This window comes from Arthrobacter sp. R4-81, from assembly GCF_054792365.1.
On record NZ_CP096445.1, the window covers coordinates 1,458,383 to 1,479,502 of the forward strand.

A 21,120-nucleotide genomic window follows, 5' to 3' on the forward strand; every position below is an offset into this window, starting at 1 on the left:
CCTAAACGACACTTTCGGCTTAGACAAGAACGTTGTAACCCTCGGAGCGGACGATTGCCTCTTCGGGCAGGATGTCTGCCGTGATCAGATCGCGGTCGTAGACCACCAGCGCAGTGTTTTTCAGGATCTGCTCTCTCGAGACGATCAGGCCGCTCCGTTTATCCCTGGTCAGCCGGACGATCCTGTTGTGCCGTAAAACCTGCCCGCCGGACTCTTGGAAGTACGCGTCTTCTTCTTTGATGTGGAACTTCACCGCGGGTACCTTCTCCGCCCGCAGTTCGCCGCACAGGTGCTCATCGGTGACAGAAACCAGGAACTGAAAGCTCTGCTCGGTGTCATTGCGGACGCGGTAGTCGAGGTAGTTGTAGATGATGGACGTGCCGGATCCGAAGGGGATCTGCCTGTTGAAGTCCGGAAACAGATCCAGTTCGCCGTGGTGATGGTGTTCCACGATGGTCAATTCGCTGTGGAGGACCATCCAGTGCAGCAGGTTTGTGAACTGGCACAGCCCGCCCCCGATCCCTGACTCGGCCCGGCCGTTATTGATGGTGAGACCTTCGCGGTAGCCCTTAGCCGCCGTGCAGCTTCCCACCAGATTCCAGAAGGAAAACGTCTCGCCGGGCCTGATCTCCACGCGGTTTACCAAGGGCGCGGCGATTCCGAGGCTGACGGCTTTGTTCTCCTGAAAGTGCAGGTCGACGTTGCCGAGCTTCCTCCGGATCAGGGAGTTGTGCCGGTAAACAACCACCGGCAGCGTTTCGCCATCTCTGACAGTGGCGAACCTTGCTCCGGAAAACACGTCCTGGAGCTTTCGTTGGAGGACCATCCGCTGTACCGATATCCAGTACGTCAACGGCGACAACTCACAGAACAACTTACGCGGCATACGCTTTTCCCCCGGATCGAACCTGCATGGCAACGTGCCACACTCCTGAAGTTTCCGTTTCGGGGACTTTGGTTACACCGGGCGCGAACTAATTTATTGCCTCAAGGCCGCCGCTCAGGCTGTGGGTCCGTTCCTCATTTGTTTCACGAGGTCGAGGACCACAGCCTGCAGATTGCCGCCGTTTTCAGCGGCGACGCGGCGCTGCCGCTGGTAGCCGGCGCCCCGGCGGATGATCTTTTCGACGTCGGCCAACTCATCCGCGCAACGGAGCTTAGCGGCCACAGGTTCCAACCGGTTAAGTGTCTCCAGAAGGTGGTCCGTCACCAGCTGTTCATTGCCCTTTGCGTCCAGGATGATGATGGCGTCCAGGCCGTACCTGGCGGCACGCCATTTGTTCTCCTGGACGTGCCAGGGCGGCATGGTGGGAATGGTTCCGCCGTTATCCAGGGTGGTGGAGAGTTCGTCGACGAGGCACTGGGTCAGCGCAGCGACGGCACCCACTTCCTCAAGCGTGGCCAGGCCGTCGCAAATCCGCATCTCGATGGTTCCCAGATTGGGAACGGGGCGGATGTCCCAGCGGATTTCCGAGAGGGTGTCGATGACTCCCGTCGTGAACATGTCCTGCACGTACGACTCGTATTCATCCCAGGTGGAGAACTGGAATGGAAGCCCTGCGGTGGGAAGCTGCTGGAACATGAGGGCCCGGTGCGAGGCGTAACCGGTATCCTCGCCGCCCCAGAAAGGACTGGACGCTGACAATGCCTGGAAATGGGGGAAGTAGTTGACCAAGCCATCAACCACGGGAAGGGCTTTTTCCTTGCGGTCCAGGCCGACGTGGACGTGCACGCCGTAAATCACCATCTGCCGGCCCCACCACTGCGTGCGGTCGATCAGCTTGGCATAGCGGGCCTTATCCGTGACGGGTTGAAGCTGCGGCGGGCTGAAGGGGTGGCTTCCGGCACAGAAGACTTCCACACCCATGGGGTCGGTGACCTCACGTACAGCGGCGAGGGAACTGCTGAGGTCTTCCTTTGCCTGGGCCACCGTCTCACAGATACCGGTGACGAGCTCCACCGTGTTCAGCAGAAGCTCCTGCTTGATGTGCGGGTGTTCGTCGTCGTCGTTCAGTTCCGGGTGATTGACGGCAACCCCGCGCAAAACCTCATTGGCAACGGACGCCAATTCACCGGTTTCAGCATTGACGAGTGCAAGCTCCCATTCCACTCCAAGAGTTGATTGCCTGGAGGCAGCAAAATCAATCTTCATGTGGTCCCTTTACGTTTTTACTTGCCGTTGCCGCTGCCTCCCCCAGAGCTGGCAACCGTGCCTCAAGTCTAGTGCAGGGGTAGCATCGGTATGATGGCTTGGTTTCAAAGCGCACGTGACAGTTTTCACATCGGCACCTTTCGGATTGGCAGCGTTCACCCTGAGGGTCCAAGCAGTGTTCGAACCAGTGGTTCTCCCGCAAGAATCCTGACGATGATTTTCGGAACCGTCCTGTTGGCTGCCGCCTGTACACCAGGGCCCACTGGCGGCACGCCATCCCCATCCGGCTCTAGCCCGGCTCCCGGTGCGTCTGCCTCGCCATCGGCCCAGGAATCGACGACGGCGGCACCTCCGCCCGCGACAAACTCACCGGACGCCGGTGAACAGCTGGGCTGGGGTCCTGGACAGAAGGATCTGAACGCCGCCCGCACTGCCGTTTCGGCCATGACCGTCAGCCAGAAAGCGGGCCAGGTCCTTTTGCCGTTCTATCAGGGCTTGGACCACGGGGCACAGGCGGACGCCATTGAACGGCTCCACCTCGCGGGTTCCATAGTTATGGCTGACAACGTTCCAGGGACGCCCGACGGCCAGGTCGACACGGCAGCAATGGGCAAGGTCACCGCTGCCCTGCAGAAGGCCACTACGGCGGACGGCCGAAAATGGCCGGGGATGATCGCCGTCGACCAGGAAGGCGGTCTGGTTTCAAGGCTTCGCACGCCACTCACCGAATGGCCTTCGCCCATGAGCTACGGGGCAGCCGGAAATCCCTCCTTGGCGTCCGACGCGGGCCGCTCGCTGGCGGGTGAACTGGCGGGGCTGGGGTTCAACGTGGATTTCGCGCCGGACGCGGACGTCACTATTGGCCCGACGGATCCGACCATCGGGTCACGCTCGATATCGGGGAGCCCCGAAACAGTCGGCCAAATGTCTGTAGGCTTTTCTCAGGGGATGCTGGCCGCAGGGGTACTCCCGGCCATCAAGCATTTTCCTGGCCACGGTTCCGTGACGGTGGACTCCCACCTGGACCTTCCCGTTCAGCCCGCTCCCACGGCCCAACTCGAGGCAAGGGACTGGATGCCGTTCAAGGCAGGTATTGCGGCCGGCGTTCCCATGGTGATGACGGGGCACATAGCCGTTCCGGCCCTGGAACCGGGCATGCCTGCGTCGGTGTCGAAAGCAACGTACAGCGTCCTGCGCGGCATCGGCTTCAAAGGAGTTGCCGTTACCGACGCCCTGAACATGGAGGCTATTCAGAAGCAGTTCCCGGGCGGGTCTGCTGCGCCCAAGGCTTTGGCAGCCGGCGCGGATCTCCTGCTGATGCCACCCGACGTTGAGGCCGCTCATCAGGCTATTGTTGCTGCCGTGGGAGATGGTTCGCTCGCCAAGGAGCGACTGGACGAGGCAGCCCAGCGGGTTGCAACAATGATGCTCTGGCGGGGGCGGACAACGATTCCACCCGCTCCGGCTCCGGGCAGCGGCGCGGATCTGTCGCGGAAGCTCTCTGCGACGGCAATCACGGTACTTTCCGGTCCCTGCCGCGGACCGATCATTCAGGGCGCTGTCACGGTGGCCGGGGGTTCGGCAGCGGACCATGCACGCTTTGCGAAAGCCGCAGCGGGTGCGGGTGTCACCATTGGAACCGGCCCTACAGTCAGCCTCATCGGCTTCGGCGAAGGGCCCGTAAAAGCCGACGTCGCCGTCTCCCTCGATGCACCCTGGTCCCTCGCTTCATCAACAGCCGCCACCAGGATTGCACTGTACGGGCGCACACCGGGGGCCTTTGACGCATTGCTTGCGGTTCTTACCGGCAAGGCTGGCGCCCCCGGAAAGCTGCCGGTCGACGTCGGAAGTTATCCCCGAGGTTCGGGTTGCCCGTAGGCGGGGCCGGACGGGATCAGGGGACCCTATGCCGGGGCGACGTTCCCGGATTGGGATTCCCCTGTCGTGCTGTTTGCTAATGAGAATGATTGTCATCTAAGCTCGGGGAATGCATTTATCCCTGGTTAGTTCGCTCGATACCCAATGCCGTCAGGAAGCAACCTTCCGCCTGGGGGAGACCCATGGAAACTCCGTGGTGGTGCATCATGATCTCCTTGAGGGGTACGTTGTCCTGCGGCGGATTTTTCGGGACGGCGTGCTTATCGAGCGTGCCGAGACGCCACTGGAGCACGGCTGCCTGAGCTGCACCGTCAGGCTCGATGTTGTGCCCACCGTGGAGCGGCTCATGGATACGGACTGCGCCCATGTGGTTCTTGGCCTCCCGCCTGGAGTAGCCACAGGCTTGGTGGTCGCAGAGCTGACAGCAAGGCTGGGGGCCAATATCTTCATTGACAATGCGGTGCTGGCGGTCGATCCCATGGAACTCGAGCACCAGATCTGGGACAGGCATACACTCTTCGAATCGGGATTTACCTCAGCACGCGGAGACGACCGCACCAGCGGAGAGTTCCTGATTTCCGAATTCGCGCACGTTGATACCGTGATGGTCCAGGCGGGCCTCGGGGCCCAACTTGCCGGCAGTGTGGACAAGGAATCAACTGACTGGCACTCAGGGGTCCAGCTCATGACGCAACTGGCGCCGCATGCCGTACTCGTTGAAACACACGACGACTTCCGTCCCCGCTGCTATGACGCGCGGGAAGCGGTATCACGCTCACGGCTCGGGGCTGTCCGGGTTCCTGTCCAGGACCGTTCCGGGGACTTCTGCACCGTCCTGCACTCCGTGGAGCGGCCTCTTCATCCGCAGCGCTTCCGGGAGGCCCTTCCTCTGCTGGCCGCCGGGTCACACTGGTTGCGGGGGAGGCTCTGGATGGCGTCCGCTCCGGCCCAGAGGATCGGCCTGATGGGCATCGGTCCCCGTGTCTGGTTGGAAAACACTGGCCGCTGGGTAGCGGACCAGGAAGAAGGACTGACGGCCAACGCCGGCGACGCCGATGCCATCCTTGCCTGGCACCCGAGATTTGGGGACCGGAGCACCGTGGTAGCGGTGACGGGTCGCGGAGAAGACATCGACGGCGGCGAGATCCGCTCGCTGCTTGATGCCTGCCAGCTCACTGACGAAGAAATGGCCCAGGACTTCGCCACCCTTGAGGACCCCTGGGAGCTGGAAAGCAGTCTGTAGAAAACGGCCGGCACATCACCGGTCACAACCATTGAAGGAGAAAACATGAAGGTCAGGAATTCATTGCGTGCCCTGAAAAAGATTCCAGGGGCCCAAATAGTCCGCCGAAGAGGAAGAACATTCGTCATCAACAAAAAGAATCCGCGAATGAAAGCCCGCCAGGGCTGAAATGAGTTAAGAGACGCCTCCGGGGTCCCCGCCCGAGGAACGAGGGTGGGGAAGAGGCGGAACGGAAAGCCCGCCAGGGCTGAAATGAGTTAAGAGACGCCTCCGGGGTCCCCGCCCGAGGAACGAGGGTGGGGAAGAGGCGGAACGGAAAGCCCGCCAGGGCTGACGGCGAGCGGTTTACAAGCGGTTTAATGGTGCTGTGCCCATTCTGAATAAAGACATGACCTTATGCATCTCGCTCTCGGCCCGGCCCAGCAACAACGGGACGCGTTTCCACAACCATCTGTATGAGCAGCTTGGCCTGAACTGGATCTACAAGGCGTTTGCCCCCACGGATCTGGGCCAGGCAATCGCCGGTGTTCGCGGCCTGGGAATCAGGGGCTGCGCGATTTCCATGCCTTATAAGGAAGAGGTCATCGAACTGGTTGACGTCATGGATCCGTCCGCGAAAGCCATCGACTCAGTCAACACCATCGTCAATGACGCTGGCCGGCTGACGGCGTATAACACCGACTACACAGCCATCGAACAGTTGCTGAAGGGGAACGACGTCCCAAACGACTACTCCGTGCTGCTCAAGGGATCAGGTGGTATGGCGAAAGCCACTGCGGCCGCCTTGCGTGACGCCGGCTTCCGGGACGTGACCATCATTGCCCGGAATGAGACCTCCGGACGCTCGCTGGCCGATCTTTACGGGTTTCGCTGGCAGGCGCAGCTCGATGGCGATGGCGACAGCGATGGTCCCGCAACTGAGGTCAACAGTGCCCGCGTGGCGGACATGATCATCAACGTGACCCCCATCGGCATGGCAGGCGGTAAGGCAGGCAGCAAGGCCGGGGGAGCGGAGGCGAACGGCCTGTCCTTCCCGCAGCCGGTGATCGATGCCGCAAAGGTGGTCTTCGACGTCGTCGCGCTACCGGCGGAGACACCCCTGGTTGCTGCCGGCCGGGCAGCCGGCAAAACCGTTATTACCGGCGCGGAAGTTGCCACCATCCAGGCGCTTGAGCAATTTGTGCTTTACACCGGGATCAGGCCTACGGATAGCCAGGTGCGCGCTGCAGAGGAGTTCATGCGGGCCCAGTAAGCCGAGCCAATAAGCAGAACTAAGGATAGAAAACGGGCTCCACCGAGATGGCCACCCGGTCCTCACCGATCCTGGTGAGAACCAGGGTGGCCGTTTTCTTTGCTGCGTTCTTTCCTGAGGACTTGACACCGGCGAGCAATTGCTTCCGGAGTTCCTCGGGCGTCACGGAGGTCCCACGCTTTTTGATGTCCAGCACGCCGATCCGGTTGTCTTTCACCCATGACTTCAATGCCTTGACGTTGTACGGCATGACCTCCAGGATCCTGTAGGCGCGGGCAAAAGGTGTATCACGCAAACCGGCAGCGCAGATGTAGGCAATGTGCTCATCCACCAGATGGCCATCGAGTTCAAGCGCGACGTCGGCCACAAGGCCGGCGCGGATGACGGCGCCATCGGGTTCATACAGGTAGCCTTCGACCGGCCCCACAGGGGCTACGGGACCGCCGTCGAAATCTTCCTCACTGGTAATCTCCGCGGCCCCCTGGGCACCCAGCAGCAGAGCGGCACGTCGGACTCCAGGGCGGCGGACAGCGTTGAACCAGAGGGCCACCTCCGTGACGTCTCCGCCTACCGAAACCCACTGGGCTTCGCATCCGGCCGGGACAGAGCCATGCGGGATACCAGGGCCCATCTTGACGCCAACAGAGCGGCCTGATTTTGCAAGCGATTCAACGAATGACAGTGGGGGTGAGAAATCCTCCGGGTCCCAGATCCGCCGTGTTCCCGAGGTGGAGGTGGTGCGGCGAGCCGGATCCAGCCAGACGCCGTCGATACCTTCAAGGGAAACCGTGGTGGCGTCGGCATGGACCACCGTGGCGTTCGGGAACGGAATGAGGTTCATGGTGGCGCAGGCTGCGGTTGTTTCATCCTGCTCCACCGCAGTAACGCGAATGTCCAGCGATGCAAGGGCCATGGAGTCCGCCCCAAGACCGCAGCCGAGGTCCGCCACATGCCTGATGCCGGCCCTGAGAAACCGTTCGGCGTGGCGCGCGGCAACAGGGAGGCGCGTGGATTGCTCCAGTCCGGCGGGTGTGAAGATCATCTGACGGGCAAACTCGCCGAATTTGCCTTCCGCCTTGGTTCGAAGGCGCGATTGGGTAAGGACAGCAGAGACGAGGGCGGGGGAGTGCCCGGCTTTTCGAAGCGCCGCATTCTGCTGGAACGCCTCCGCTTCGCGGTAGGGACCCAGAGAGGCCAACAGTTCCCACCCCTCGCTGGTCAGCAGTGGGGCGATAAGGTCCTGTGTTGCGTCAGCCATGCAGTCAACCCTAGTGGAGGCCATGACTCGGTGGTGGCCCCGCTAGGGTTGAAGACATGGAAGAGCATGAAGAACCGCAGGCAGCCGCAAATGACCAGATTCCCGCTGACGGCATCGTCAAGTACGCCCGGCCGGCCCTCATAGCGGCAGCCGCCATCGTCATCATCAGCCTCGCACTGCTCGCCGTCATTTTCGCTCTCGATACTTTCAACGCCACCGTCTACTCGGTGGGCGGCAAGAACATCAATGATCCCAGCGATGAAGCCAGGGACATCCGGGAGCTCTACTCAGCTGTCCGGGTTGGCGGTGTTGTTGTCCTGATCGCCTCTGCTGCAACGGCGGTTGCAGCAGCCATAGTCTTGTTCCGTAGCCGGAACTCGCCGCAGAACAGGGAAGATAACGGTGAGAACCTCGGATTCGACGATCTGGCGGACTCCTAGCCCACCGGGTAAAAGGCGGCCAAGAGTGTTCACTTCCGACGAAATTCTTAGCACTCGCCTTGACCGAGTGCTAACGGTTACATAGAGTCTTCATTAGCACTCTCCCTAGGAGGGTGCTAACACATGAAGAACTGCCAGCCCGGCTGCTGCCGGCACCCGCGACGACGGTTTGCCAGCCAAAGGCACAGTTTTACTGTCCATGAATTTGCTGACGAAAAGGAGAGGTCCGAGTGTCGGTCTCTATTAAGCCTCTTGAGGATCGTATTGTTGTCCGCCCGCTCGAAGCCGAGCAGACCACGGCTTCCGGCCTGGTCATCCCGGACTCCGCACAGGAGAAGCCGCAGGAAGGCGAAGTTGTTGCAGTAGGCCCCGGCCGCTTTGACGACAACGGCAACCGCGTTCCCCTCGATGTCGCTGAAGGCGACGTCGTAATCTACTCGAAGTACGGCGGAACCGAAGTCAAGCACAGCGGCACCGAGTACCTCGTGCTGTCCGCTCGCGACGTTCTGGCGATCGTCGTTAAGTAACTCTCTTGGACCCCGCGCAGCTGACTTGTCTGACGGTCAGCAGCGCGGGGTTTCTGTCTTTGAAAGGACACAACCATGGCAAAGCAGCTTGCGTTTAATGACGCTGCCCGCCGGTCGCTCGAAGCCGGCATCGACAAGCTCGCCAATACCGTCAAGGTGACGCTGGGCCCGCGTGGCCGCAACGTTGTTTTGGACAAGAAGTGGGGAGCCCCCACCATCACCAACGACGGCGTGACCATCGCCCGCGAAGTCGAATTGGATGACCCCTACGAAAACCTTGGTGCCCAGCTGGCCAAGGAAGTCGCCACCAAGACGAACGATGTCGCCGGCGACGGCACCACCACTGCGACCGTCCTGGCCCAGGCCCTGGTCAAGGAGGGCCTGCGCAACGTTGCTGCCGGCGCTGCTCCCGGCCAGATCAAGCGCGGCATCGAGGTCTCGGTTGAGGCCGTCGCCGCCCGTCTGCTCGAGAACGCCCGGCCTGTCGAGGGAACCCAGGTGGCCAACGTTGCAGCCATCTCGGCCCAGAGCGACGAGGTTGGCGAACTCCTGGCTGAAGCATTCGGCAAGGTTGGCAAGGATGGTGTGATCACCATTGAAGAATCTTCCACCACCCAGACGGAGCTGGTCCTCACCGAGGGCATGCAGTTCGACAAGGGCTACCTCTCCCCGTACTTCGTCACTGACGCGGAACGCCAGGAAGCTGTCCTCGAAGACGCACTGATCCTGATCAACCAGGGCAAGATCTCCTCGGTACAGGATTTCCTGCCGCTGCTGGAGAAGGCACTGCAGAGCTCCAAGCCGCTCTTCATCATCGCTGAAGACGTCGACGGCGAGGCATTGTCCACCCTGATCGTCAACCGCATCCGCGGCACCCTGAACGTGGTTGCCGTCAAGGCTCCTGGCTTCGGCGACCGCCGCAAGGCAATGCTTCAGGACATCGCCACCCTGACCGGTGCCCAGGTAGTCTCCCCGGAGCTTGGCCTGAGCCTGGACACTGTTGGCCTCGAGGTTCTGGGTACGGCCCGCCGCATCACGGTTACCAAGGACAACACCACCATTGTCGATGGCGCCGGAACGGCTGAGGATGTCGCGGCACGGGTTTCCCAGCTGCGCGCCGAGCTTACCCGCACCGACTCCGACTGGGACAAGGAAAAGCTGCAGGAGCGCCTCGCCAAGCTGGCCGGCGGCATCGGAGTTATCAAGGTCGGTGCAGCCACCGAGGTTGAGCTGAAGGAAAAGAAGCACCGCATCGAGGATGCTGTCTCCTCCACGCGCGCTGCTCTTGAAGAAGGCATTGTTGCCGGTGGCGGTTCCGCTCTGATCCACGCCCTGAAGGCGTTGGATGAGGACCCGGCCGTCCAGGCACTCGAGGGCGACGCAGCCGCTGCTGTTGGCATCGTGCGCCGTGCCCTGGTCCAGCCGCTGCGTTGGATCGCTCAGAACGCCGGCTTCGACGGCTACGTTGTGGTCGCCAAGGTGGCTGAGGCAGAACTCCACCACGGGTTCAACGCCAAGTCCGGGCAGTACGAAGACCTTATCGCTGCCGGTGTCATTGACCCCGTCAAGGTGACCCGCGCAGCACTCCGTAACGCAGCATCCATCGCGGCACTGGTCCTCACCACCGAGACCCTTGTTGTCGAGAAGCCTGCAGAAGAAGAAGAACACGCAGGCCACAAGCACTAGCTGAACCCGCAGTTCGCACAAAAAGCTCCGGCCAGGAACTCCTGGCCGGAGCTTTTTGCTGTTCTCCGCTACTCCGCTGCCCTGCTACTCCATTGCGCCGCCGTGCATCGGATCGTCACTGCTGTCATCGGCAGTGCTGGAACCGGTTTCGTCGGGGAGGTCCAGATCTCCGCGGGCCTCATCCATGCCGGGCTCATCGGATGGAACGTCGTAACGCTCCGGCTGGACGCCGCCTGCCTGTTCCTCGATCAGCGCCTGCTCCTCGCTGAACCGGATCACATTGGCTTCGTCTCCGGAGTCGCCCGGGATGTCCTCACGCACCGCCGACGGGTCCGGTACAACCAATCCCTGCCCATCGTCCTGGTGTTCGCTCATCAGCTGATCCTTTCTGAATATCACTTCCTTCGCGGATACTAAGCCTACTTTCTATAGCTGATTCGAGGAATTTCATGACCGTATTCCTCAAGAAATGTTTTGTCTTTTCCCAGAAAAATGTGAACTAATGGCTCCCGGGGCAAGGCGGCCCATACTGCCGATTGGTACTAAAGGTCACGAATCGGTAACATAGATGTTTTGATTAGGCGCTCTGAAGGGTTTTTCTGTGTCTGTTGCGAGAACCGTGATGCCGCCACGCCATCAAAACGGTGTTCCGGACGTGCGTCGAAAATCTAATTTCCGCCCGGAAATACAGGGCCTGCGGTCGTTGGCAGTGCTCATGGTGGTCAGCTACCACGTGTGGTTCGGCCGGGTTTCGGGCGGTGTTGATGTCTTCTTGCTCATCTCAGCCTTCCTGATGACGCTGCAGTTCGTGGCACGGTACGAACAACGGGTTCCCGTGAGCCTACTGAAGCACTGGCTGCACCTTTTCCGCAGGCTTCTCCCGGCTGCTGTGACAGTCATTGTTGTGACTCTGGTGGCCACATTTCTGCTCCTTCCCCGCACGCGGTGGCTGGATATCATCCACCAGGGCTGGGCGTCGTTGTCCTACACGGAGAACTGGCTGCTTCAGAGCCAGGCTGTGGACTACTACGCAACAGACCACAGCATCGCCAGCCCCCTTCAGCATTTCTGGTCACTGTCCATCCAAGGGCAGGTCTTTATTCTTTGGCCGCTGATCTTTGTCTTCGCGGCCTGGGCGGCCAAGAGATACCGGCTGCACTACCGCCCTCTTCTTGTTTATGTCTTCGGCGCCATTTTTGTGGTTTCACTGGCTTATTCCATCCACTTCACCGCCACCAACCAGGCGCAGGCGTACTTTGACACAGGGGCCCGGCTGTGGGAGTTCGCATTGGGGACGATTGTGGCCCTCATACTCCCGGGACTGCGCCTTCCCCGGAAGGTCCGCATCGTGCTGGGCTGGCTGGGTATTCTTGCCATGCTGGCCTGTGGCATCCTGCTCAATGTGCAGGCTGCCTTTCCCGGTGTGGCAGCACTTTGGCCAACGCTCGCTGCGGCCTGTGTCATTGCGGCCGGCCAAACCGGGAGCGTCCTGGGCGTCGACAGGATTCTCAGTTCGAAACTGCTGGTCAAGCTGGGCGATAACTCCTACGCCCTGTATCTCTGGCATTGGCCACTGCTTGTCATCGGGCTGGCCTGGAGCGGCAAGGAGCATGCCGGTTGGCTTTCGGGGACCGTCATCATCGGCGCCTCACTGATTCTCGCGTACCTGACCACCCGCTTCCTCGAGAAGCCCTGGCGGGAATGGAAATGGCCGGAAGTCAACAAGCGCCGTTCCCTGGTGGCGGTGACGCTGTCTCTGGTGGTTGCGGCCGCCCCTCTGGGCGGTGCGCGGATTGCTCTCCAGATGGAGGCGGATGCCGCACTTGCCCAAGCGGTCTACAACAATCCTGGAGCCAAAAGCCTTGAGCCCGGCTACGTGGACAGGGCTGCAGCCGACGCCGTCCAGCTGCCGGATCTTGCCACCGTCGGAAGTGACTGGGCAGACTATCCGGGCGGATGTGAAAAGTTTCACGATCCCCAGGGGATCAAATGCAGCAACGGTGTGACCGAGTCGCCGCAAAAGTCCATTGTCATCTGGGGAAGCTCCCACGCCGGAGTGTGGGGGACTCCCGTCATGGAAATGGCAAAAAAGCACAACTGGGCAGTGGTGGCCTTCCTTAAGTCGATGTGCCCCATCACTGACGGTACCGACACCACAGTCCCCGCAGACTGCGCGGCCTTCAACAAGGCCGCCTCTGACGAAATCGTCAAGATGAAACCGGACCTCGTCTTCACTACCAGCACCAGGCTGGGGCGCGGTGACGATCGCACTGAATATCTGGACCCGAGCTGGGCGAAGATGCTGGAACCCCTTGGTGCCGCTGGAATTCCTGTCATGGGTGTACGTGATACACCACGGTTCCCGGCTTCGGTCCCGGAGTGCATCACTAAGAATGCCCAGGACGAACAGGCCTGCGGGATTCCGAAATCCGAGGCGTACAGCGGGGAGTCTCCCGCAAGCCAGTACGGTCAGATCCTCAACCTTGATCTATCCGACTATTTCTGTCCCAACGGATTCTGCCCGGCGGTCATCGGAAACATCGTCGTTTATCTTGACGATAACCATCCCACGGCAACCTACATGAAGACCCTGGTCCCCGCTTTCGAGGAGCGTTTCGGCGCACTGACCGGCTGGGACATCTGATGGTGGCGGTCTCAACGAACACCATCAAGAACGAAGTCGGAGCAGCCAGGCCTGCTCGCGGCAGCGAGCACTTCCTTCCCGAAGTGCAGGGACTTCGTGCACTGGCCGTGCTGATGGTGGTCACTTATCACGTGTGGCTGGGCCGGGTGTCTGGAGGCGTTGATGTTTTCCTTCTCATATCCGCATTCCTGCTGACCCTTTCCTTTGCCCGTAAGGCGGAGGCAAAGAAGCCCTTACGGCTGGTCAGTTACTGGCTGCACCTTTTCAAACGGTTGCTGCCAGCCGTCGTCGTCGTCATTCTGGCCGTACTGATCGGCACATGGGCAATTCTTCCGCCCGGGCGCTGGCCTGACGTGCTTGATCAGGCCTGGGCGTCGCTGCTGTACCGGCAGAACTGGCTGCTGGCCGACACCGCCATTGACTACTACGCGCAGGACCACGCCGCCGCGAGTCCGCTTCAGCACTTCTGGTCGCTATCCATCCAAGGCCAGGTTTTTATCCTCTGGCCACTGATATTTGCCGGTGCGGCAATCCTGCACCGCACTATTCTTCGTCGTACGGGGATCTCCTACCGTCTGCTGCTGGCGGTAGCGTTCGGAGTCATTTTCGCCGTCTCTCTCGCCTTCTCCATACAGCAGACCGCCACCAACCAGGCCTACGCCTACTTCGACGCCCGGACGCGCCTGTGGGAGTTCGCACTGGGCTCCCTGCTTGCCCTGGCCCTTCCGTTCATAAAACCCGGAAAGCTCCTTAGGACAATCCTCGGCTGGACGGGGTTTATCGCCATGATTTCCTGTGGCCTGCTGCTTACAGTGGAGAGATCCTTCCCCGGCTTTGCCGCCTTGTGGCCCACGCTCTCCGCTGCTGCCATCATCGTGGCAGGCCAGAGCGGCAGCCGTGTGGGGGTCGACCGCCTGCTGAGCTGGAAGCCTTTGGTCACGCTGGGCAACAACTCGTACGCGCTCTATCTTTGGCACTGGCCAGTGCTGGTGTTTGTCCTGGCCCAATTGGGCATCTCAACACCGAGTCTTGCCCAAGGCCTCGCGATTCTGGCGGTATCGCTGGTGCTTGCAGTGCTCACCACGCGTTTTGTTGAGACACCATTGCGGCTGTGGCACTGGCCCGAACGCAAAACCTGGCGGACCGCCGTCGTCGTGATGGCCTGCGGAGCCCTTCTCGCCGGGCCGGTGTCCCTCTGGCAGACCCGGCTCACGGCGGAAGAGGCCGCTGCCGCCGCTCAGCCCAGGGATCTGACGCCCGGTGCCATGGCCCTGACGCCGGGGAACGCGGGAAAGCCGACTCCGGAGGCCACCGTCATTCCTGCGCCTGTGGCCATGAAGGATGAATGGGCGAGCCTGGAAGGGCCGTGCACCGGCACCAATGTCCCGGACGACCCACTCCTTTCGTCTTGCAGTGAGCTTTCAAAACCGGACGTTGTTACGAAGCGCATCGTCGTTCTTGGGGATTCCCATGCGCAGCAGTACATGGCCGCCCTTGGCCCGATCGCAGAGCAGCGCGGCTGGGAAGTGGTCACGCTGTTGCTGGGGAACTGCAGGTTCGGCGCGGAGACTCCGGACCGCGTCACGGAGTGCAATGCCTTCAACAAGGCCAGCTCCGAGTACGTGATGAAGCACCGCCCCGATGCCGTCTTCACGGTGGCGTCGCTGACGCACAAGGAGGCGCCCTTCGAAACCGAGGTCCCCGGCTACGTCGACGGAATCAGGCCGTTCACTGACGCCGGCATCGAAGTAGTGGGAATCCGGGACAATCCAAGGTTCACCATCAACATGCCCGAATGCGTCCAGAAGAAGGGTGGGTCGGCACCGGAGTGCAATCCGCCCCTCGCCGAATCCCTGGCGGCCTCATCGCCTTTGGACGACTACAAGGGAACAGTGGACCGGCTCTACCTCATGGACATGAGCGACTTCATCTGTGCTGATGGAATCTGCCCTGCTGTGGTGGGAAATGTGTATGTCTACAAGGACGACAACCACCTCACCAAAACCTACGTCCAAAGCATGATTCCCATGTTTGAGCAGCGGCTCCTCTCGGCAACCGGCTGGAAATAGACCAAGCCTGCCTGATGCGGACGGTGCCGTTGCTCACATTGGGCTCACGGAATATGGGGATCGCCTCGGAGGTTCTAGTATTTATTCAACACTTCTGCATGGACCTCCTGCAGCAATCTCTGCACAGGCCAGTCCCGTAATGACGGGCTGGTCATCGGTTGCAACCCCTAACCGACCCCGTGACCAAGGTAAGAGGCGCACTCATGACCCAGCCCGAACACAACCCCTTCGGCTTCATCGGCCTGACCTACGACGACGTCCTGCTCCTGCCCGGGCACACTGACGTCATCCCTTCCGACGCCGATACGTCCTCCCGGATCTCCAAGCGCATCTCGGTTCACACCCCGCTGCTCTCTGCTGCCATGGACACGGTCACTGAGTCCCGTATGGCTATTGCCATGGCCCGGCAAGGCGGCCTCGGCGTCATCCACCGGAACCTGGCCATCGCGGACCAGGCTGACCAGGTGGACCGGGTCAAGCGCAGCGAGTCGGGAATGATCACCAACCCGCTCACCATCGGCCCCGAGGCCACGCTGTCGGAACTGGATGAACTCTGCGCCCAGTACCGCGTTTCAGGGCTTCCTGTGGTGGACGACGGCGGCAGGCTGCTGGGCATCGTGACCAACAGGGACACCCGCTTTGTCCCGGAGTCCGATTTCCCGCTTCGCCTGGTCAGCGACGTGATGACAAAAATGCCGCTGGTCACCGGGCACGTCGGGATCAGCCGCGAAGAGGCCTCCCACAAGCTGGCTACCAACAAGATCGAGAAGCTCCCGCTGGTAGACGAGCAAGGCCGCCTCAAGGGCCTGATCACCACGAAGGACTTCACGAAGGCTGAGCAGTACCCGCTAGCCACGAAGGACGACGAAGGCCGCCTCCGTGTCGGGGCAGCCATCGGCTTCTTCGGTGACGGCTGGGAACGTGCCATGGCCCTTGTCGATGCAGGTGTGGACGCACTTTTTGTTGACACCGCCAACGGCCACTCCCAGGGTGTGCTGGACATGATCCGCCGGCTGAAGTCGGATCCTGTTACCGCCCATGTGGACATTATCGGAGGCCAGGCCGCGACCCGCGAGGGCGCACAGGCACTGATCGACGCCGGCGCCGACGGCATCAAGGTCGGCGTGGGGCCGGGCTCCATCTGTACCACGAGGGTTGTGGCAGGTGTGGGCGTTCCGCAGATCACTGCAATCTACGAGTCTGCCAAGGCAGCCATCCCCGCAGGCGTTCCTTTGATTGCCGACGGCGGACTCCAGTATTCCGGCGATATCGGCAAGGCCCTGGTCGCCGGGGCGGACACCGTCATGCTGGGCTCACTCCTGGCTGGATGTGACGAGTCCCCAGGTGAGTTGATCTTTGTGAACGGCAAGCAGTTCAAGAGCTACCGCGGCATGGGCTCACTCGGTGCGATGCAATCCCGTGGCAAGAACACGTCCTACTCCAAGGACCGTTACTTCCAGGCAGACGTTTCGGGTGACGACAAGCTTATCCCTGAAGGTATCGAAGGACGCGTCGCCTACCGTGGTCCGCTGGCCTCCGTCGCATACCAGCTGGTTGGCGGCCTGCGTCAGACCATGTTCTACACGGGAGCTCCGACCATTGCCGAACTCAAGGCTCGCGGAAAGTTTGTACGCATCACTCCCGCAGGGCTGAAGGAATCCCACCCGCATGACATCCAGATGACGGTAGAGGCACCAAACTACGGCTCCCGCTAATCCCCGGCGCCTCCCTGACCTTGCTCCGCTGCGGCCAGGGAACCCGGACGCCGTGGGCCCAGCCGGCGCCTCCCTGACCTTGCTCCGCTGCGGCCAGGGAACCCGGACGCCGTGGGCCCAGCCGGCGCCTCCCTGACCTTGCTCCGCTGCGGCCAGGGAACCCGGACGCCGTGGGCCCAGCCGGCGCCTCCCTGACCTTGCTCCGCTGCGGCCAGGGAACCCGGACGCCGTGGGCCCAGCCGGGACTAGGCTGGGGACATGTCTGAACCACGCCATCCGGCCGAATTGAGTCCCAAAAGGGAACCTCAGCGGAGGCTGGCTGTGAGGCCCTACGCCCAGGCAGTGGCGCAGGTTCTCCGGGTGAGTTTTCAGGCCTCGCCGGTCGCGGTCGTTATGAAGGTGGCCGGTTCGCTGATCTCGGCGCTGCTTCCCCTGGTGACAACGTACTTCGCGGCGCTCACCACAACAGCTTTGGCTGCCGCCTATGCCGGTGACACTACGGCGGGGCGGCAGGCAATCGTTTATGTCGTCATCACGGCAGCCTTGGGTTTGTTTTGGGGTGCCTTCAGCAGCGTGGACCGGTACATCCAGCAGCTCATGAGTTTCAAGGTCGGCGCCATCGTCGGTGACCTCATGTATGAGCGGTTCCTGGCCCTCGAATTCTGGCGCTATGACGACAAAGAGACCGTTGACCTCTATGACCGTGCCAAGCGGTTTTCGGACTCCTACGCCCGGGTTTTGGACAGGATCGCCGCGATCTTCACCCAGCTGGTTTCCGTCATCCTTGCAATCGGAGCGCTGCTGTTGGTCAGCTGGTGGATAGCTGTGATCGTACTGGTGGCGATCGTTCCGAGTGTGTACCTGCAGTTCAAGCTCTCTCGGGAGCAGATTGCGCACTGGAATACGCAGGTTGATTCCCGCCGGCAGCGCCGCATGATTGAAAACAACCTGCTGCGCCCCCAGCACATTGCCGAGATGCGCCTCTATGGAATTGTGCGGTACCTGATGGAGCTGCGGTCCAGGCTGAGGGATGCGGATGAACGCCGCCGCCTGGATTTCCAAAAGCGGTATATTCCCAAGCAGCTTGCGGCGGACGCCCTCCAGTACGGTGCGGAGGTGGTTTCGCTCATCTGGGTGGTGGGCCAGATCATCGCCCGGGCCCAGCCGGTGGGGCAATTCCTTTACGTCCAGCAGATTGTCAGCCGGGCTTTGTCCACTGCCAACAACCTCGTCTCATCGCTGAGCTCAATCGATGAGGACCTGGCCAACCTCAAGGACTACGAGCAGTTCATGGCGCTGCCCGTCCATTCCGAACATGCCCCGCCGCTGCTCCAGGCACCACAGAAAGTGGAGCTTCGCGACATCCGCTTCACGTATACCGGGAGCGAAATCGAAGTCATCCGCGGAATCTCCATGACCATCCAGGAGGGTCAGCACATCGCCGTTGTCGGCGAGAACGGAGCCGGAAAGTCCACTCTGATCCGCATCCTTGCCGGGCTCTACCAGCCGGATTCCGGGCAGGTAATGCTCGACGGCTTCGACCTCGCCGCCGTCGACGTCACCTCCTGGCACCGGCACCTGGCCGTATTGAGCCAGGACTTCCTGAAGTATGAATTCGCGACGGCGGCAGAGAACATCTACTTCGGGGATGTCCACTCGTCCCGCGACGAGAACCGGATCCGCAAGGCAGCAGCGGATGCTGAAGCGTTGGAGTTCATCAACAAGCTCCCTAACGGCCTGGACAATCACGTCAGCAACTGGATGGAGGATCCGCGCGGACGGAAGGGGAGCGGGCTCTCCGGCGGCCAATGGCAGCGGTTGGCGATGGCCCGGAACTTCTACCGCAACGCCTCGTTCATGGTGATGGATGAGCCAACATCGGCAATCGATGCCCTGGCGGAGCACAGAATATTCTCCCGCCTGTTCGCCGAGCGCAGCAGCACGATCATTGCCATCAGCCACCGACTGGCCACCATCGAAAAGGCTGATGTTGTGTACATGCTGGAGGACGGAGAAATAGTGGAACAGGGCTCGCACCGTGAACTCGTGGCCCTCCGTGGCCGCTACTTCCGGATGTTCGAATCCCAGCTCACCGTTGACCAGCCCGAGGACATCTAGCTGTACAGACCCAGCATCGGCAGGCAAAGCGGAGCCGCCGAAGGTGCCTCGACTCCGACGGCTCCGCTTTCGCGTGCAGCTGCTAGGCGGTGGTCAGCGCCGTGTCATCGAGGAAGAACGTGGTCTTCAAGGACGAATCCTCGACGCCCAGGAAACGGATGGTTACGTTCTTGCCTTTGAAGGCCGTGACATCAAGCTGTTTGATGACATACCCGGCTGACTTGTTCAGGTTGGAATAGGTGCCCAGCGTGGTGGTGGTTCCATCGCTGATCACCTGGACTTTGAGGGTGTCATAAGCCGTGCTCCCTGTGCCCTCATCTGTCTGCACGTTGAGGTGGAACGACAGAGAAACGCTGGGTGCGCCGGCAGGGATGGCAACGGGCTGGTCAAGGCTGTAGGAGCTGGACTGGCCCCACCCGTTCAGGCCCGCATATCCGGTCCCGGTGTGCGCTCCGGCGCCGCTTTCGAAAGTATCCGTGTGGTCGGAGGACCAGGACACTGCCCCGGTTTCAAATCCGGGGTTCAGCAGCAGGTTGCCGGAGGGAGGCGGCGTGCCGGTCCCGGCGAGCAACCCCATCGTCTTGGCAGCATCTGAGAGTCCTGTCCCGCAGCCGAGCGTGCAACCCCCTGGCATGGGCCGTGTGCCCTGCTTCAAGGTGGACTCCACCTGGGCAGGAGTGAGGGCGCCTTGCTTGGCCTTCATCAGGGCCGCCAGCCCGGCGATATGGGGAGCAGCCATCGATGTGCCTTGGTAGCCGGCATATCCGGCCGCACCGGGAGTGGTTGTGCCTGTGTTGATCGTCGAAAGTATCCCGCCGCCGGCCACCCTTACATCCCCGCCGGGTGCTGTCAGATCCACGGCAGAACCGTAATTGGAGTAGTAGGACAACGAGCCGCTCGGATTGCTGGCTGCAACCGTGATGACGTTGCTGCAGTTTGCCGGCCGGGAGTTAGCGGCGTTCTGGGTTTCATTGCCTGCTGCCACCACTACTGCTGTTCCGCGGTTGACGGCAGCGTTGATGGCATTTTGATAGGTGGTTCCGCATGCGCCGGAACCACCCAGGCTCATATTGATCACCTTGGCCGGATTGGCGTTGGCGGGTACACCGCTCACCGTTCCTCCAGCTGCCCAAACAATTGCTTCAGCGATGTCCGAGAGGGAGCCTCCACACTTGGCCAGCACCCGGACCGGGACGATCTTTGCGTCGGGGGCGACGCCAGCCACCCCGGTAGCGTTAGCCGTAACCGCCGCCACGGTCCCGGCAACGTGCGTGCCGTGCCAGGAGGAATTGGCTGCCCGAGCCTGGCCGCATTCGCCGGCCGCATACCAATCGCCTTGGTCCTGCGGATTGGCATCCCTGCCGTTGCCATCCCGGGCCGCCGTGGAATCGGAGACGAAGTCGTAGCCCGGCAGGATGTTGGCGTTCAGGTCCGGATGGGACGTGATGCCGGTATCAATGACGGCAACGTTCACGCCTGTGCCGGTGGAGATGTCCCAGGCACCAGGGATGCGCATACCGTTCGTGGCTGTGAAGTCCCACTGTTCGCTGTAGCGCGGATCATTGGGTGTAAGGGAGGCAGACATCCGGGCATTTGGTTCCACGTAGGTGACTGCCCCGGACGCCGCCAGCTCAGTCATGAAATCCTTGGCGGCCTGGCCGGAAAGCGCCTTGTCGGCTGCGATCAGGGTTGCCCCTGTAGCGAGTGAACGTACTTCGTGGACCGAGACTCCCTGCGCTCGCGCGGCCTTGCCCCAGGCATTCGCGCGGGCTCCAGGCGTTGCCCCGGAAGGCCCGTCCTTGTATTCGACGATGAACTCCGAATACCCCTCCCCGGGGGAGACGTTCTGCACGAACGCGTCTCCGGTCGAATCTCCTCCGCCTCCGTTACCGGGATCACCGGTTGCCGGGGCTCCTGCCAATGCCATCAGGGCGACGACGGCCGCTAACGACAGGGCCAGGACACGGGGTGTCCTGCATTTTGCACTTTCCATGGGTTCTGCTTTCTCGGATCGGGCACAGCACTTCGTCCCGAATCTGGGTGGAGTGATGATGGCGCAAGCGGGATGGTGCTTGGCAGCCGAGTGCAAATGTAAACAGAATTTCGCATGTTGTAAATGCATTGACAGCATCCGTCAA

Annotated in this window: 16 protein-coding genes; 11 read left to right on the forward strand and 5 right to left on the reverse strand. The window is 61.5% G+C overall.

What is annotated here, in order from left to right; all coding sequences use genetic code 11:
* Positions 1–19: 19 nt before the first annotated feature.
* Together M1E05_RS06910 and M1E05_RS06915 are read right to left on the reverse strand one after the other, a co-directional pair.
* Positions 20–886: a VanW family protein gene (locus M1E05_RS06910; protein ID WP_461164828.1), complete on the reverse strand. Its 867-nt coding sequence runs from the start codon at positions 884–886 to the stop codon at positions 20–22.
* 114 nt (positions 887–1,000) lie between these two features.
* Positions 1,001–2,152 carry a glutamate--cysteine ligase gene (locus M1E05_RS06915; protein WP_458111557.1) on the reverse strand — a complete coding sequence of 384 codons (1,152 nt, stop codon included), beginning with the start codon at positions 2,150–2,152 and terminating at the stop codon, positions 1,001–1,003.
* 213 nt (positions 2,153–2,365) lie between these two features.
* Here M1E05_RS06915 and M1E05_RS06920 point away from each other — a divergent pair, with 213 nt between their 5' ends.
* The 4 genes from M1E05_RS06920 (at position 2,366) to M1E05_RS06935 (ending at position 6,525) form a co-directional block, all read left to right on the forward strand.
* Positions 2,366–4,030, forward strand: a complete 1,665-nt coding sequence (locus M1E05_RS06920) for a glycoside hydrolase family 3 protein (RefSeq protein ID WP_461164829.1) — start codon at positions 2,366–2,368, stop codon at positions 4,028–4,030.
* Positions 4,031–4,139: 109 nt separating this feature from the next.
* A complete protein-coding gene (locus M1E05_RS06925; protein ID WP_461164830.1) occupies positions 4,140–5,273 on the forward strand; it encodes a GTP-binding protein in 1,134 nt (377 codons plus the stop codon).
* A 45-nt stretch (positions 5,274–5,318) separates the two neighbouring features.
* Positions 5,319–5,441 (forward strand): type B 50S ribosomal protein L36, encoded by a 123-nt coding sequence (ykgO, locus tag M1E05_RS06930; RefSeq protein ID WP_011693081.1) that lies wholly within the window; start codon positions 5,319–5,321, stop codon positions 5,439–5,441.
* 220 nt (positions 5,442–5,661) lie between these two features.
* A complete protein-coding gene (locus M1E05_RS06935) occupies positions 5,662–6,525 on the forward strand; it encodes a shikimate 5-dehydrogenase (RefSeq protein ID WP_461164831.1) in 864 nt (287 codons plus the stop codon).
* A gap of 19 nt (positions 6,526–6,544) precedes the next feature.
* On the opposite strand, the gene M1E05_RS06940 is transcribed toward M1E05_RS06935, so the two are convergent.
* Positions 6,545–7,783, reverse strand: a complete 1,239-nt coding sequence (locus M1E05_RS06940; protein WP_461164832.1) for a THUMP-like domain-containing protein — start codon at positions 7,781–7,783, stop codon at positions 6,545–6,547.
* Positions 7,784–7,839: 56 nt separating this feature from the next.
* Here M1E05_RS06940 and M1E05_RS06945 point away from each other — a divergent pair, with 56 nt between their 5' ends.
* The 3 genes from M1E05_RS06945 to groL all read left to right on the forward strand — a co-directional run bounded on the left by M1E05_RS06945 (position 7,840) and on the right by groL (position 10,436).
* Complete coding sequence (locus M1E05_RS06945; protein WP_458111552.1) at positions 7,840–8,223, forward strand: hypothetical protein; 384 nt, start codon at positions 7,840–7,842, stop codon at positions 8,221–8,223.
* Between the two features lie 230 nt (positions 8,224–8,453).
* Positions 8,454–8,750 (forward strand): co-chaperone GroES, encoded by a 297-nt coding sequence (gene groES, locus M1E05_RS06950; protein WP_050054380.1) that lies wholly within the window; start codon positions 8,454–8,456, stop codon positions 8,748–8,750.
* 75 nt (positions 8,751–8,825) lie between these two features.
* Positions 8,826–10,436 carry a chaperonin GroEL gene (gene groL, locus M1E05_RS06955; RefSeq protein WP_458111551.1) on the forward strand — a complete coding sequence of 537 codons (1,611 nt, stop codon included), beginning with the start codon at positions 8,826–8,828 and terminating at the stop codon, positions 10,434–10,436.
* An 84-nt stretch (positions 10,437–10,520) separates the two neighbouring features.
* On the opposite strand, the gene M1E05_RS06960 is transcribed toward groL, so the two are convergent.
* A complete protein-coding gene (locus M1E05_RS06960) occupies positions 10,521–10,811 on the reverse strand; it encodes a hypothetical protein (protein WP_461164833.1) in 291 nt (96 codons plus the stop codon).
* A 226-nt stretch (positions 10,812–11,037) separates the two neighbouring features.
* Between M1E05_RS06960 and M1E05_RS06965 the strand changes: the two genes are divergently transcribed.
* The 4 genes from M1E05_RS06965 (at position 11,038) to M1E05_RS06980 (ending at position 18,982) form a co-directional block, all read left to right on the forward strand.
* The gene (locus tag M1E05_RS06965) at positions 11,038–13,080 is read left to right on the forward strand and encodes an acyltransferase family protein (RefSeq protein ID WP_461164834.1); all 2,043 of its coding nucleotides are present in this window, start codon (positions 11,038–11,040) and stop codon (positions 13,078–13,080) included.
* A complete protein-coding gene (locus tag M1E05_RS06970; protein ID WP_461164835.1) occupies positions 13,080–15,149 on the forward strand; it encodes an acyltransferase family protein in 2,070 nt (689 codons plus the stop codon). Before M1E05_RS06965 ends, M1E05_RS06970 begins: the two co-directional genes overlap by 1 nt.
* 203 nt (positions 15,150–15,352) lie before the next feature.
* Entirely contained in the window at positions 15,353–16,864 is a 1,512-nt protein-coding gene (guaB, locus tag M1E05_RS06975; protein WP_458111547.1) for an IMP dehydrogenase, read from the forward strand.
* A gap of 258 nt (positions 16,865–17,122) precedes the next feature.
* Complete coding sequence (locus tag M1E05_RS06980; RefSeq protein ID WP_461164836.1) at positions 17,123–18,982, forward strand: ABC transporter ATP-binding protein; 1,860 nt, start codon at positions 17,123–17,125, stop codon at positions 18,980–18,982.
* Positions 18,983–19,064: 82 nt separating this feature from the next.
* On the opposite strand, the gene M1E05_RS06985 is transcribed toward M1E05_RS06980, so the two are convergent.
* Positions 19,065–20,975 (reverse strand): S8 family peptidase, encoded by a 1,911-nt coding sequence (locus M1E05_RS06985; RefSeq protein WP_461164837.1) that lies wholly within the window; start codon positions 20,973–20,975, stop codon positions 19,065–19,067.
* Positions 20,976–21,120: the final 145 nt, after the last annotated feature.